Origin of the sequence: Streptoverticillium olivoreticuli subsp. olivoreticuli (assembly GCF_003391135.1) — a bacterium.
Lineage (GTDB): Bacteria > Actinomycetota > Actinomycetes > Streptomycetales > Streptomycetaceae > Streptomyces > Streptomyces blastmyceticus.
This window is the reverse complement of the sequence record NZ_CP031455.1, coordinates 1,505,877-1,520,290: the sequence shown is the minus strand read 5'-3', so window position 1 is coordinate 1,520,290 and position 14,414 is coordinate 1,505,877. Positions and strand designations below refer to the sequence as shown.

The following is a 14,414-nucleotide window of genomic DNA, read 5'->3' as shown; positions in this document are numbered from 1 at the left end:
CGCCCTCGTTTGCGCGTGGACCGGATCGAACCGGATCACGCCCGTCTTCGAGGAGGCCTCCATGAACGACCGGCTCAGCCTGAGTACCGATGCGGCACGGCAGTTGGCGACGACCACCAAGACCACCCCGCAGATGCGCGGCATCACCCCGCGCTACCTGCTGCGCGCCCTGCCCTGGGTCGACGTCGAATCCGGCGTCTACCGCGTCAACCGCCGCCGGACGTTCATCCTGGGCGACGACCGGATCAGCAGCTACACCGACAACGGCACCCACCACGTCGTCCCCGAGGACCTGCGGGAGGTGCCGTACCTGCGGGAGGCCGACGAGGGGCTCCTGCGCGAACTCGCCGCCGCCTTCACCGAGGTCATCTTCGAGGCCGGCCAGTTACTCGCCCAGGAGGGCGAGTCCGCCGACAGGCTGTGGGTCCTCGTGCGGGGCCGCGCCGAGAAGCGGGCCACCGGCCGCTACGGCGAGGACGCCCTCGTCGAGGTCGTCGGCGACGGCCAGTTCTTCGACCTCGACTCCTGGTCCCGCAGCGGGCAGCTGCCCCACCGGGTCGTGGCCCTCACCCCCGGCACCGCGCTCTGCCTCGACCGCTCCGCGCTGGCCGCGGCCGCCGGACGCGACGAGGCGCTCCGGGCGGCGCTGGAGGCGTACACCACCGGGGACCGCATGGCACCCGGTGCCGAGGTGCCCGTCGACCTGACCGCCGGTCACATCGGCGAACCGGAGCTCCCCGGGACCTACGTCGACTACGAGGACGCCCCCCGCGAGTACCACATGAGCCTCGCCCAGACCGTGCTGCGCGTCCACTCCCGCGTCGCGGACCTCTACAACGAGCCCATGGACCAGACCCGCGCCCAGGCCAACCTCACCATCCAGGCGCTGCGCGAGCGCCAGGAGCGGGTGATGCTCAACGACCCGGACTTCGGGCTCTTCAGCAATGTCGCCGCCGGCCAGCGGGTCCAGGCGCGCACCGGATCGCCGACCCCGGACGACCTGGACGAGCTGCTCGCCAAGGTCTGGAAGCAGCCCGGCTTCTTCCTCGCCCACCCCAGGGCCATCGCCGCGTTCGGCCGGGAATGTACGCGCCGGGGTGTGCCCCCGGTGATGGACACCCGGTTCGGCAGCCCGCTGCTGAGCTGGCGCGGCGTCCCGCTGCTGCCGTCCGACAAGGTGCGGATGACCGGCCCCAACGGCGCGGAGACCACGGAGATCCTGCTGATGCGGGTCGGCGAGGCCGAGCAGGGCGTGGTGGGCCTGCGCCCGTCCAAGGTGCCGGACGAGGCCGAGCCCGGCCTGTCCATGCGCAACATGGGCGTGGACCAGAAGGGCATCACCTCGTACCTGATGACGGCCTACTTCAGCGCCGCCGTGCTGGTCGAGGACGCCGTCGCCGTGCTCCAGAACGTCGAGGTGTCCAAGTACCATGACTACTCCTGACATGACGTGGGGCGGGCCCGCCCCCGCCATGCCCCCGCTCACCGCCGCGCTGCCCGGCACGGGCGCGGCATCGCGGCTCCCGGGCACGTTCACCGGGGCACAGCCCTCCGGTGCGCGGCTTCCGACGGGCGGCGCGGCCACCCGCAGCGGGCGGTTCACGCCCGAGGCGGCCCGCCAGGACATGCCCATCCTCCAACGGCCCGTCAACGGCCGCCCCCTGATCTGGCTGGACAACGGCGCCACCACCCAGAAGCCCCGCCAGGTCATCGAGACCCTGGCCTCCTTCTACGCCACCGCCAACTCCAACATCCACCGCGGCGCCCACACCCTCGCGCGCGAGGCCACCGACCTCTACGAAGGAGGCCGCGCGGCCGTCGCGGAGTTCCTCGGCGCGCCGTCCCCGGACACCGTCGTCATCACCCGCGGCACCACCGAGGCCGTCAACCTCGTCGCCCAGAGCTGGGGGCGTGCCGACCTCGGCCCCGGCGACGAGATCCTCGTCTCCACGCTGGAGCACCACTCGAACATCGTCCCCTGGCAGATGATCGCCAAGGAACGGCGCGCCCGCGTGGTGCCGATCCCCCTGCTGCCGGACGGCAGCATCGATCAGAACGCCTACGCCGACCTGCTCTCCTGCCGCACCCGGCTCGTCGCGATCAGCCATGCGTCGAACGTGCTGGGAACCGTCCCGCCGGTGCGCGAGATGACCGCCCTCGCCCACCGCTACGGCGCCAAGGTGCTCGTGGACGGCGCCCAGGCGGTCGCCCACTTCCCGGTGGACGTCCAGGAGCTGGACGCCGACTTCTACGCCTTCTCCGGCCACAAGCTGTACGGGCCCACCGGCATCGGCGCCCTCTACGCCAAACCGGAGATCCTGGCGGCCATGCCCCCGTGGCAGGGCGGCGGCAACATGATCGACTCGGTCGACTTCGACCGCGTCACCTACGCACCCGTACCGCACTGCTTCGAAGCGGGCACCGGGCACATCTCCGGCGTCGTCGGCCTCAAGTCCGCCATCGACTGGCTGACCTCGTTCGACCGCGGCGCGGTCGCCGCGTACGAGACCGCGCTGCTCGGCTACGCCCAGCAGGCCCTCGCCACGGTCCCGGGGCTGGAGATCCTGGGCTCCGCGCCGGAGAAGATCGCCGTACTCACCTTCACCCTCGCGGGCCACGACCCGATGGACGTCGCCCGCTGGCTCGACCAGGCCGGCATCGCCGTCCGCGCGGGCCACCACTGCGCCCAGCCCTCGCTGCGCCACTACGGCCTGGAGGCCGCGGCACGCGCCTCCCTCGCCCTGTACAACACCACCGAGGAGGTGGACGAACTGGTCGCCTCCCTGCACCAGTTGCAGGCACAGAGCGGCTGAACCCGGCCCCTGCGGCCGACGCCCGCCCCGACGCGCCCGACAGTGCGCCGGGGCGGGCGCCCCGTCCCTGGCGACCGCCCTCCGACCGCCCCTGGGCAACACGCCGCGCATCCGCAGGAATTCGCGGTATTTCCCGCGACAAAGGGAACCATCAGCTACAGAACACAATCTCTGAAGCCAGAGACGTACGAGTGTGCGTACAAACCCGGACGCAGGGGGCGGTACATGACACAGAGAGTCGCACGGCGGCGGTGGCGGGGCGCGAGGAGCGCCGCCGTGGGATCCGCGGTGGCGCTGACGGCGGGACTGGCCCTCGTCACCGGGACGGCGGGGCAGGCCGCGGCCATACCGGCCGCCGGCACGAAGGCCACGGAGGGCTGCGGTGACGCCCAGGTGTCCGCCGCCCAGGCCGCCAGGGCCGCCGCGGACGCCACCCCTCCCGAGCGGCGCGCGGTCGGCTCCACCGCGGAGAAGATCTCCTACAGCCTCCCGGGTCAGGCGCCCATCGGACTGTGGACCCGCTCCGGCGTCACCCTGCGCACGCCGGTCACCAAGGGCACCGTGCGCCTCGACGTCGACAGCCGCGGCTTCGGCACCGACTCCTTGTCAGTCCAGCGCTATGTGCCGGAGACGCACCGCTGGGTCGACCTCGACACCCGCCCGAGCGGCTCCGACACCCCGCAGCACGGCGTCTTCACCTTCCCCGTCACCGCGGCGGCGAGCGCCGACCGCCCCCACACCGTGGCCCTGCGCCTCCAGGACCTCGACAAGCCGGGCACCTTCACCGTCACCGCCTCCGTCCAGGACGGCAAGGGCCACACCTACAAGAGCCCCGCCCGTACCGCCGCGGCCACCCGCCCCGCCGTCTCGGTCAGTGGCTGGCAGCAGCACACCACCCTGACCCGCGGCGGCCCCGCGAGTGACGTCACCCTCACCGTCAAGAACACCACCGACCGGGACTACCCCGCGCTGGGCGCCTCCTACTTCGCCTACGGCGCGGGCACCGGCCACGCCCTCACCCCGAAGGACCTTGTCCTCCAGCAGTACCGGTCCGGGCACTGGGAGCGCGTCGACCTCGTCGCCGGCGGCTGCGACCCGGGCATGAGCGCCGCGCTGCGCTCCACCTCGAAGAAGCCGCTCGCCCCCGGCGAGAGCGCCGTCTACCGCCTGCGGGTGGCCGTCGCCTCCTCCGCACCCCGCGATGTGACCAGCGCGGACGCGGGGGTCTCGGTGGGCAACGGCGACCTGTCGTTCTTCTCGCGGCAACTGCCCTTCGCGATCAAGGGCAAGAAGTAGCGGTACGGACAGCCGGCCGGCGGACGAACGGTCCGCCGGCCGACTGCCGCCTCAGCCGGACTCCGGGCCCGAAGGACCGAAGGCCGCCCACCGCTCGATCGCGAACTTTCCCCCCTCTCTGCGGACTTCCGCCGCACCGTGACCCGGCAGATGCCCCGGGAACACCAGCGCCCGCGTGTCCGCCGCCTCCTCCAGGATCCGGCGCCGCGACCGCGTGGCCTCCCGCTGATCCTCGCTCAGGCACGTGTCGCAGTCGGGTTCCGCGATTTGCAGGGGACTGTGCACCAGGTCACCGATGAACAGCGCCCGGTCCGTACCCGACGCGAGGCGCAGCACGGCCGAGCCCGGGGTGTGCCCGGGAGCGGGCTCCAGGCTCAGCGCGGCGTCGATCCGGTAACCGTCCTCCCAGAGCACCGCCCGACCCGCCCGGTGCACCGGCGCGACGCTGTCCTCGAACATGTCCCCGCCCGCCGCGGCGACACTGAGGTCACCGAGCATCCCGCGCCGGGGATGGTCATTGGCCGGATCGCAGAAGTCGAAGTCGGCCTTCGCGATCAAATAGGTGGCACGGGGGAAGGTGGGCACCCACTCGCCGTCCACCAGCCGGGTGTTCCAGCCGACGTGATCGGAGTGCAGGTGGGTGTTGACGACGACGTCCACGTCCTCCGGGCGGACGCCGACGGCGGCGAGCCGGTCGAGGTAGTCGGTCCGCAGCCGGGACCAGCCCGTCATGTGCGGCCGGTCCTTGTCGTTGCCGAGCCCGGTGTCGACGAGGACGGTCCGGCCCTCGCTTCGCAGCACCCACGTCTGCACGTTGACGAACATCTCGTCGTGCTCCGGCTGCCAGAAGTCCGGCGCCAGCCAGGACTCGTTCTCCTTCCACATCCGCGGGGTGGTGGAGGGGAAGACGGCGGTGGTGGGGGAGATCGGCCCGTGCCATTCCACGACGCGGGAGATCTCCACTCCGCCCAAGGTGATCGTCTGCATGGCATCGACGCTAGACAACGACGGGGTCCCGGCCAAGGGGCGGGAACGCACGGGCTGTTGGGCGATCACGGTGCCCGTGGCGCGCGGGCCCGGCTCACGGGGCGTCGCAGGTGTGGGCCAGGGCCCGGTCGAGCCCGTCGCCGTGCACCGCGTCCAGGCCCGCCGAACGGGCCGTCAGCGCCTTGTCCCGGTCCAGCACCGTCGCACACCGCGGACCCGACAGCACCGGCCCGGCCCCCCGGATCGCCTCCAGCAACTTCCCGCCCAGCCGGTCCAGGACGGGGTCGACCTGCTTGACGAGGTCGGGGCGGAGCGCGGGCAGCAGCTCGGAGTCCTCCTCCCACCGTTCGTGCAACGCCCGTTGCACCGCCTTGTTCGCCTCGATCTGGTCCTCGAACACCCGGCGTACGACCTCCCGGTCCACGCCCAGCCGCGCGGCCCGGATGTCCATGGCGTCCAGGACCGCCTTCTCCGCGACCGGGTCGTCGACCGGCTGTCCGGTGCCCCACTTCGCCGCCGCCACCGAGTCCGCCGTCGCGATCCGCTCGGCGGCGAGCCGCACCAGGGCGCGTACGGCCTGCTCCGCCGCCGGCGAGGCGCCCGCGGCGGTGCTCGGCCGCGCGGAGCCGGTGTCCTCGCGCTGGCCGGAGACACAGGCCACCACGCAGTACAGGAGGGCCAGGGCCGCGGCGGAGCGCCGCAGCGCGGCCCTGCTCCGGCCTCGTCCGTCGGAGGGATCCGGCACGCCGCTCACCCCTCCCGGCGCACGGCCAGCAGCGCGGCGTCGTCGGACAGCCCGCCGCCCGCGTACGCCAGCAGATCGGCCACCACGCGGTCCAGCAGGACATCCGGCGCCGCCCCCGGCATGAGGGCCAGCCGCTCGGCGAGCGGATAGAAGCGGCCGGACGCGTCCCGCGCCTCCGTCACCCCGTCGGTGTACAGCAGCAGCACGTCGCCCGGCTCGAAGGCGAAGCCGCGGCAGTGGTACGCGCCCCCGACCAGCCCCAGCAGCGCCAGCGGCGGCTCCGGCACCGGTGACTCGATCTCCGTCACCCGCCCCTCGCGCCACAGCAGCGGCGGCAGATGGCCGCAGTTGACCATCCGGGCCGGACCGCCGGACTCCGCCACCTCCACCAGCACGGCCGTCACGAACTCCTCACCGGCCCGCCGCCGCGTCATCGCGGCGTCCAGCCGCCCCGCCACGGCGGCCAGGTCCGCCTCGACCTGCGCGGCCTCCCGGAACGTCCCCAGCACATCGGAGGCCGTCTCGATCGCGGCCAGCCCCTTGCCCCGCACGTCCCCCAGCAGGAACCGGGTCCCGAACGGCGTCACCAGCGCCTCGTACAGATCGCCGCCGACCCGGGCCTCCGCCGCCGCGGCCAGATACCGCACCGCCGTCCGCATCCCCCCGATCCGCTCCGGCGGCGGGCGCAGCAGGGCGCGCTGCGCCGCCTCGGCGACCGAACGCGACTGCCCCAGCTCGCGCTCCCGCGTCGCCACCAGGACCACGTTCGCCGTGCTGATGGACGTGATGGCCAGGACCGTGAAGCCCGAGGTCAGATGGGCGGACAGCGGCACGTCGCGGTCGGCCAGCGCCAGCAGGGGCACGAGCACCAGCGCGGACATCCCCACCGTCAGGGGCACGCGGGCGCGCCGGGTGCCGATGCTGGCCAGCACGGGCGCGGTGGCCAGCACCGGGGACAGCGTCCACTGCGGATCGGTCGTCACGTCCAGCGTGACGGCGCTGGCGAGCAGCACATATGCGGCCACGACGAGCGTGCGAGCGCTGTGGGGGAGACGTGACATCTGGAGCGATACGTCCCGGCCTGGGTGGTGCGTCATGATTGCTGCCCACCATAGGCACGACCGGCGGCGCCTGCTACCGGATGTCGTCCCAGGTGATGACCGGACACCCGGCCCGCAGACTGAAATCGACCGCCGGATTGCGCACCGGCCACTTGAGCCGCAGCCAGCTCGGCACCGTCGCGGGAATTCCGTCGTCCCCCGCCAGATGCCAGAACGTATTGGAGTCCTGCCGGGCGAAATAGGGGCAGAACAGGGAGATCACCAAGGTGGCCCGCCGGCCGTCGGTCACCGGGGTGACCGCGTGGAAGATCCGGCTGCCGTGGAGGAACAGCGTCGCCCCGCGGTCCCCGCACGGCGCCTCGCGGATCCGGGGGTCCCCGGGCACCGCGCCCGCGAATTCATCCGTACGCCCCCGGAAATAGGTGAACCGGCCGCCCTCGTAGTCGTCGTAGCCGCTGAGCTGAATGGTGAACACATAGTCCATGCCGTCGCGGTGCCACCGTACGATCTCCGGCCGCCCCTGCCCGTTGCTGTAATTGATCTGCGCCGTGGGAATCCGCAGCGGATGCGGGATCAGAGGCACGCCCACCAGCCGGGAGCAGGCGAGCAGGAACGTCCGGTCGCGGATCATGTTGTTGAGGAAGGGGGAGAGGAGATCCGCGCCGCGCAGCCGTCGCGTCGCGATGAACCTGCTGTTCCGCGCGGCCTTTTCGAGGTTCTCGCACACCTCGGTGAGATTCTCCAGGCCCTCCTTCGTGAGGATCTGCCACGGACCGACGAGAGCGGTGTCGTCGGTCCGCCCCCGCCAGTGGCCGAGCTCGTCCGGGGCATAGCCGAATTCGCCGAGGGAAAGCCGTGGCGCGCTCGCCTCCCGGGCGACGAATTCGCTGCGCCAGGGCGGCTCCTCGGGCAGCCCCGTGCCGCGCCGTGGAGTACGGGCCCGCAAGGCGTGGAGCACCTGCGTCACCCCGGTCGGTGTTCTCGGCAGGTCGAGCGCGCTCGCTCTGCCGCTCCTCGTCGGTGCCATGGGCATGAGGGCAGCTCCTTCGACGGAGAACTCTTCGGCTGAAGCGAAGGCCGCGACCCCGAGTATCCAACGCGGGAACCCCGCCTTCACAAGAGCCGCGATCCCGCCACCCGGCGGCCGCGCTCCGCGTCGGCCCCGGACGCACGAGTTGCCGGAGAAAATGCGATATGTAGCATTCTGGATGAACGGGTGGACGGTGCGTTCACGTCCGTCCGGCCCCACACCGGGGGCCGTGGCCGCCGTGGCTCGAGGCAGCGCGACCCGTTCACCCACACTCCCCACACGGACGTGGTGCGACGCATGCGGATCGCGGCAGGCCCGCTGGACTGGTCCCTGGTGAACGGATGGATCCCGCTCACCCTGCTGGCCGTGGGGCTGTGCGCGCTGGCGGTCCTGCTCCTCTCCCGCCGGCGCACCTGGTGGACCCGCCTGCTCCCGGCCGCCGTCCTGCTGGCCGCGCTGCTGACCTGGCTGCTGCGCACGGCCGTCGACGACTGGCTGCAACCCTTCCCCGACCCCCTGCCCACCGATGTCGTGATCTGGACCGGCATAGCCGTCCTCGGGGTGTGCCTCGCGGTCTTCCGCATGCCGACGCTCCGCTGGAAGGGCCGCCTCGGCGCCGTACTGGCCGGCGTGTTCGTCGTGCTCCTCGGCGCCTCGGAGGTCAACAAACACTTCGACCAGTACCCCACCGCGCGTACCGCCCTCAACTCCTGGCTGACGAAGACCACTCGCCTCACCGACGCCACCGGACCCACGGAACCCGCCCTCAAGGTCCCCGCGGGCAAGACGGTCTCCGACGTCTGGAAGCCCCCACCGGACCTCCCCGAGGACGGCACCCTCTCCCGTATCGCCATCCCCGGCACGACCTCCCACTTCGACGCCCGCAGCGGATACGTCTACCTGCCGCCCGCCTACCGCGCCACTCCTCGGCCCCTGCTCCCCGTCATCGTCCTCATGGCCGGACAGCCCGGCTCGCCCGACGACTGGATCAACTCCGGGCGGCTCTTCGACATGATGAACGCCTTCGCCGCCGGCCACCGCGGCCTCGCCCCCGTGGTCGTCGTCGTGGACCCGCTCGGCTCGCAGTTCGCCAACACCCTCTGCGTCGACTCCAAGCTCGGCAACGTCCAGACCTACCTCGCCACGGACGTCCCCGACTGGATCCGCGGCCACCTCCAGGTCGCCGCCGCCCGCACCTCCTGGATCATCTCCGGCATCTCCTTCGGCGGCACCTGCTCCATCCAGCTCGGCGTCAACGCCCCCCAGGTCTACGGCGTCGTCAACGACATCTCCGGCCAGGAGGCCCCCACCCTCGGCAGCCTCCGCAAGACCATCGACAAGGCATTCGGCGGGGACGCCGCCGCCTTCGCCAAGGTCAACCCCCTCGATGTGCTCGCCCGGGAGAGATTCCCCGACACCAAGGCCGCGTTCGTCGCCGGGAGCAGCGACAACACCTACCGGCCCCAGCAGCGGAAGATGTACGAAGCCGCCGTCAAGGCCGGGATGCGCGCCGAATGGGTCCTGCTCCCCGGAGGCCACAGCTGGCAGGTCTGGCGCCCCGGCCTGGAGCGCCAACTGCCCTGGCTGGCCCGCGAGACGGGGCTGATCCCATGACGGACACCACCGCGCCGCCCCCCGACGCACCCGTCACCGGCGACGCCCGGCACCCCTGGCGCATCACCCTCGACAGGCTCCTCGCCCCCGTCCGCCACGCCCCCTTCACCCTCGCCTTCCTCGCCGTCCTGTGGATCGTCGGAGCCGTCACCCACAGCCTCGGCTCAGGACCCGGCAGGCACCGGACGGAGAGCGTCGCCGTCGGCGTCCCCGCCCTCGCCGAAGGCCGTTGGTGGACCCCGGCCAGCTCCCTGCTGTGGTGCCCCGGCCTCGGCGGCTACATCGGCTCCACCCTGATCGTCCTGCTGCTGGTGACCCCTTCCGAACGCCGCCTCGGCGTCGCCCGCACCGCCGCGGCCCTGCTCGGCGGCCAGATCCTCGGCACCCTCCTCGGCGTCGGCATCGTCAAGGCCGGCGCCCTCGCGGGGGAGTGGTGGCTGGAGGAGCTCGCCGACGACCTCGCCGTGTCCCCCAGCGTCGGCGCGCTCGCCGTCGGCGGCGTCCTCAGCTACCGCCTCACCGCCCTCTGGCGCCGCCGCACCCGCCTCGCCATCGTCGCCTTCGCCCTGGTGATGGCCCTCTACATCGGACACCTCCAGGGCGTGCTGCGGCTCGGCGGCGCGGTCGTCGGCCTCGTCGCCGGCGCCGTGCTCCACCACCACAAGGGCCCCTGGCGGCTGCGCCACTCCTCCCACACCGAGGCCCGCGTCCTGGTCGCGCTCGTCGTGGCAGCCGCCGCCATCGGACCGATGGCCGCCATCCTCTACCGCGACGCGTACGGACCCTTCAACTCCTTCCAGCTCTACGTCGCCGTCCAGCCCACCGACCAGGAGGTCACCGACGCCTGCGCCGCCTCCGCGGCGGACTGCCACTACGTGCACGCGCTGCGGGGCTTCTACGACTCGCCCGCCGCCTTCATGGCCGTGCTCGTCCCCGCCATGATGCTCGTCCTCGCCGAGGGCCTGCGCCGGGGCCTGCGGCTCGCCTGGTGGCTCGCCGTGCTCGTCCACCTCGCCTGGATGGCCCTCTTCTCCTACTGGCTGCACGACTTCCTCAGCCACCCCGCGGGCTGGGCCGCGCCCGCCGAACGGTCCACCTACGCCCAGGCGTTCGCGGAACAGATGCTGCTGCCCGTGCTCGTCCTGCTGCTGCTCGTCGTCACCCGCGCCCGCTTCGACCTGCGCCTGCCCCGCTCGGCGACGCACCGGCTCACGGCCGTCGTGGGCGGTGCGCTCCTGCTGGCCTGCGCCGCGTACATCGGCATCGGCTACACCGTGCGCGACCAGTACGACCCCGAGGCCACCCCCGTACGGCTCCTCCAGGGGCTCGCCTCGGAGTTCCTGCCGCCCACCCTCATCGACGTCTTCACCGACTGGCCCGTCCCGGTCGGCGGCACCGCCCAGGCCCTCTTCCACTACTGCGGCCTCTTCTTCTGGCTCATCACCCTGGTCGCGCTGCTCGTCACCTTCCGGCGACCCCGCCTGCACACCGACGCCGACGCCGCCGTGCGCGCCCGGGAGATCCTCGTCGCCCACGGCGGCTCCACGCTCTCCTACATCACCACGTGGGACGGGAACTTCTACTGGTTCGACGACAGCGGCCGGGCCGCCGTCGCCTACCGGGTGATCGCCACGGTCGCCCTCACCACGGGCGAGCCCTTCGGCGCGCCCGACGCACGGGCGGCCGCCGTCGCCGGCTTCGCCCGCCACTGCGACGAACGCGGCTGGACGCCCTGCTTCTACAGCGTCGGCGCCGGGACCCGCGAGGCCGCCGAACGGCTGGGCTGGCGATCGGTGCAGGTCGCCGAGGACACCGTCGTACCCCTGCCCGGCCTCGCCTTCACCGGCAAGAAGTGGCAGGACGTCCGCACCGCCCTCAACAAGGCGAAGAAGGAGGGCATCACCGCCGAGTGGTGGTCCTACCCCGACGCGCCCATCGCCCTCACCGACCAGGTCACATCGATCTCCGAGGAATGGGTCGCCGACAAGGGCCTCCCCGAAATGGGCTTCACCCTCGGCGGCCTGGACGAACTCGACGACCCTCATGTGCGCTGCCTCCTCGCCGTCGACGCCGACCGCACGGTCCACGGCATCACCAGCTGGATGCCGGTTCACGAGAACGGCCGCCCCGTCGGCTGGACCCTGGATTTCATGCGGCGCCGGTCCGGCGGATTCCGCGGCTCGATGGAATTCCTCATCGCCTCCGCCGCCCTGGGCTTCCAGGAAGAAGGCGCCCGCTTCCTCAGCCTCTCCGGCGCCCCCCTCGCCCGCAAGGCCACCGCGGAACCGCCCGCGGCCCTCCAGCGCATGCTGGACTACGCGGGAAAGGTCCTCGAACCCGTCTACGGATTCCGCTCCCTCCTCAACTTCAAGTCCAAATTCCAGCCCGAATACCACCCGCTGTACATGTCCTACCCGGACCCGGCGGCCCTCCCCGCCATCACCCGCGCCATCGGCAAGGCGTACCTGCCGCATATGACACCGACGCAAGGGGTGCGCCTGATGCGGCAGTTCTCGACGTGACGCGGGCGCAATGCCTCGCCGACCACATGCCACGGGCCCCGGGCGGGCCGCCCCCGGCGGCCGGGTGCCCGGGGCCCGTGTGGATGCGCCGCGCCGGTGAAACGGGCCCGGACCGTCGGTACGGGCCCCACCCCCGAGCATTCCCGGCGTGCGCCGTGGCCGGTGCGGCTGCCGCGCTGATGGTTCGTCACCAGCCGACAACCGAAGCCTGACAGCACGGTGCTGAAGGGAAGCTGAGGATCCCTGAAGGCACCTTCAGCCACGGCCGTCGCCGCTCCGCCATGCTGAACGCATGCGAATACTGGTGGTGGAGGACGACCGGCGGCTCGCCGAGCTGCTGCGCCGGGGGCTGGGCGCCGAAGGTTTCGTGGTCGAGCTCGCGCACGACGGGTGGCGCGGGCTGCACCTCGCGGCCGAAGGCGCGTACGACGTGATCGTGCTTGACGTCATGCTGCCGGGCCTCAACGGCTACCACGTCTGCGCCCGGCTGCGGGAGGCCGGGGTCTGGACTCCCGTGCTGATGCTCACCGCGAAGGACGGCGAGTACGACGAGGCGGAGGGCCTGGACACCGGCGCGGACGACTACGTCACCAAGCCGTTCTCGTACGTCGCCCTCGTCGCCCGGCTGCGGGCCCTCGTCCGCCGCGGCGGCCCCGAGCGCCCCTCGACGCTCCGGGTCGGCGACCTGCGGGTCGACCCGGCCACCCGCACCTGCCGCCGCGGCACCACCGAACTGTCCCTGACCGCACGGGAATTCGCGGTCCTGGAGTACCTCGCCCGGCGCGGTGGCGAAGTGGTCACCAAGCACGAGGTGCTGGCGAACGTCTGGGACGAGGCGTTCGAGGGCGACGTGAACATCGTGGAGGTGTACGTGAGCGCCCTGCGCCGCAAGATAGACGCGCCGTTCGGGCGGCACAGCATCCACACGGTGCGCGGGGCCGGCTACCGGCTGGCGGCCGAGGACACCAGGCCGTGAGGCGGCGACGGCCGCGGGGCTCGATACGCGGGCGCGTGACCCTGCTCGCCGTCATCTGCGCCTTGATCCCCCTCACGGTCGGCGCGGCGCTGGTGGCCCTGGCCACGCGTGACGAACTGGTGCGCTCGGGGCGCCAGTACCTGGACCAGGCCGTGCGCGACGCGTCCTCCCGCACCTTCGACGCCTCGTCGGACTACCGCACCGACATCCCCGAGCTGGCGAAGGTGCTCGGTCACCGCCTGGAGGTGTCCGACCAGGTCTATCCGGGGCGAGCCGCCCTGGACCCGATGACGCAGCCCCAGGCGACGGGCTCCATGCTGTCGCTGCTGCCGTGGACGGATCCCGCGAGCCGGCACCCGCTGTACGCGATGGTGAAGGGGACGAACGAGTCGTACACCAACCCGCTCATGGTCGCCTCCAACCCCCTCCGGTTCGAACAGAACCGGCTGAACATCACCATCCTGTCCCTCGTCGGCGGCGTGCTCGCGGCGACCGGGGCCGTGGCCGGCATCACCTGGTTCACGGCCGGGCGGGTGCTGCGCCCGGTGGAGGCCATCCGCACCCGGTTCGCCGAGCTCAGCGCGCAGCACCTGGACCAGCGGGTGCCCGTGCCTCCCACACGCGACGAGGTCTCCCGCCTCGCCGAGACGATGAACAGCACCCTGGAGCGGCTGCGGGCATCGGTCGACCGGCAGCGCGCGTTCGTCAGCGACGCCTCGCACGAACTCCGCAGTCCCCTGGCCGCGTTGCGCGCGGAGCTGGAGATCGCCCTCGCACACCCCGACCGGGCGGACTGGGTCGCGGTGGTACGGGCGGCGCTGGGCGACACACAGCGGCTGCAGCGGCTCACCACGGACCTGCTGCTGCTCGCGCGCCTCGACGCGCACGCCGGTACCGGCCTGGCGGGCGGCGGGCCGGTCGACGTCGTCGCCCTGGTGCGGGAGGAGACGGAGCGGCGCCGCCCGCCCGGCAGGCTGGTCCTGCGGGTGGATTCGGCGCCCGGACCACTCGTCGTGCACGGGCAGCAGACGCTGCTCGCCAGGCTGCTCGGCAACCTCCTCGACAACGCCGAGCGCCACGCGCTCCGCTCCGTCGTCGTCCACGTCGTACGGGACGACGCCCTCGGTCGGGTCGTCGTCCATGTCCAGGACGACGGCCCGGGCATCCCGCCCGCCGACCGCTGCCGGGTCTTCGAGCGCTTCACCCGGCTCGACGACGCCCGCACGCGCGCCACGGGCGGTACGGGGCTGGGGCTCGCCATCGCCCACCACATCGCGACCGCCCACGGCGGCACACTGGAGATCACGGGGGCGGAGCGGGGGGCACGATTCACCATCACGCTGCCCGTCGCGGCACAGCCGTAGACGGTA

Annotated in this window: 11 protein-coding genes; 7 read left to right on the top strand and 4 right to left on the bottom strand. The window is 72.5% G+C overall.

The window, feature by feature from the left end; translation table 11 throughout:
• The first annotated feature begins 61 nt into the window (after positions 1-61).
• The 3 genes from DXZ73_RS06600 to DXZ73_RS06590 all read left to right on the top strand — a co-directional run bounded on the left by DXZ73_RS06600 (position 62) and on the right by DXZ73_RS06590 (position 4,109).
• Positions 62-1,444 (top strand): family 2B encapsulin nanocompartment shell protein, encoded by a 1,383-nt coding sequence (locus DXZ73_RS06600; RefSeq protein WP_116215455.1) that lies wholly within the window; start codon positions 62-64, stop codon positions 1,442-1,444.
• A complete protein-coding gene (locus DXZ73_RS06595) occupies positions 1,431-2,813 on the top strand; it encodes a cysteine desulfurase (RefSeq protein ID WP_116210074.1) in 1,383 nt (460 codons plus the stop codon). The genes DXZ73_RS06600 and DXZ73_RS06595 overlap by 14 nt, the downstream gene beginning before the upstream one ends.
• 276 nt (positions 2,814-3,089) lie before the next feature.
• Positions 3,090-4,109 carry a hypothetical protein gene (locus DXZ73_RS06590; RefSeq protein ID WP_240351242.1) on the top strand — a complete coding sequence of 340 codons (1,020 nt, stop codon included), beginning with the start codon at positions 3,090-3,092 and terminating at the stop codon, positions 4,107-4,109.
• A 51-nt stretch (positions 4,110-4,160) separates the two neighbouring features.
• Here DXZ73_RS06590 and DXZ73_RS06585 read toward each other — a convergent pair whose 3' ends face one another.
• The 4 genes from DXZ73_RS06585 to DXZ73_RS06570 all read right to left on the bottom strand — a co-directional run bounded on the left by DXZ73_RS06585 (position 4,161) and on the right by DXZ73_RS06570 (position 7,935).
• The gene (locus DXZ73_RS06585) at positions 4,161-5,096 is read right to left on the bottom strand and encodes an MBL fold metallo-hydrolase (protein WP_116210072.1); all 936 of its coding nucleotides are present in this window, start codon (positions 5,094-5,096) and stop codon (positions 4,161-4,163) included.
• Between the two features lie 94 nt (positions 5,097-5,190).
• Positions 5,191-5,841, bottom strand: a complete 651-nt coding sequence (gene aroQ, locus DXZ73_RS06580) for a gamma subclass chorismate mutase AroQ (RefSeq protein WP_162890075.1) — start codon at positions 5,839-5,841, stop codon at positions 5,191-5,193.
• A gap of 5 nt (positions 5,842-5,846) precedes the next feature.
• Positions 5,847-6,938 carry a PP2C family protein-serine/threonine phosphatase gene (locus DXZ73_RS06575; RefSeq protein ID WP_116210070.1) on the bottom strand — a complete coding sequence of 364 codons (1,092 nt, stop codon included), beginning with the start codon at positions 6,936-6,938 and terminating at the stop codon, positions 5,847-5,849.
• A 37-nt stretch (positions 6,939-6,975) separates the two neighbouring features.
• Positions 6,976-7,935 (bottom strand): 2OG-Fe(II) oxygenase, encoded by a 960-nt coding sequence (locus DXZ73_RS06570; RefSeq protein WP_162890074.1) that lies wholly within the window; start codon positions 7,933-7,935, stop codon positions 6,976-6,978.
• A gap of 294 nt (positions 7,936-8,229) precedes the next feature.
• Here DXZ73_RS06570 and DXZ73_RS06565 point away from each other — a divergent pair, with 294 nt between their 5' ends.
• From DXZ73_RS06565 to DXZ73_RS06550, 4 genes are all read left to right on the top strand, one after another.
• Positions 8,230-9,546: an alpha/beta hydrolase gene (locus DXZ73_RS06565; RefSeq protein ID WP_162890073.1), complete on the top strand. Its 1,317-nt coding sequence runs from the start codon at positions 8,230-8,232 to the stop codon at positions 9,544-9,546.
• Entirely contained in the window at positions 9,543-12,068 is a 2,526-nt protein-coding gene (locus tag DXZ73_RS06560; RefSeq protein ID WP_116210067.1) for a bifunctional lysylphosphatidylglycerol flippase/synthetase MprF, read from the top strand. The genes DXZ73_RS06565 and DXZ73_RS06560 overlap by 4 nt, the downstream gene beginning before the upstream one ends.
• A 292-nt stretch (positions 12,069-12,360) precedes the next feature.
• A complete protein-coding gene (locus DXZ73_RS06555) occupies positions 12,361-13,044 on the top strand; it encodes a response regulator transcription factor (RefSeq protein WP_116210066.1) in 684 nt (227 codons plus the stop codon).
• A 35-nt stretch (positions 13,045-13,079) separates the two neighbouring features.
• Entirely contained in the window at positions 13,080-14,408 is a 1,329-nt protein-coding gene (locus DXZ73_RS06550) for a sensor histidine kinase (RefSeq protein ID WP_240351241.1), read from the top strand.
• The last annotated feature ends 6 nt before the right edge of the window (positions 14,409-14,414 follow it).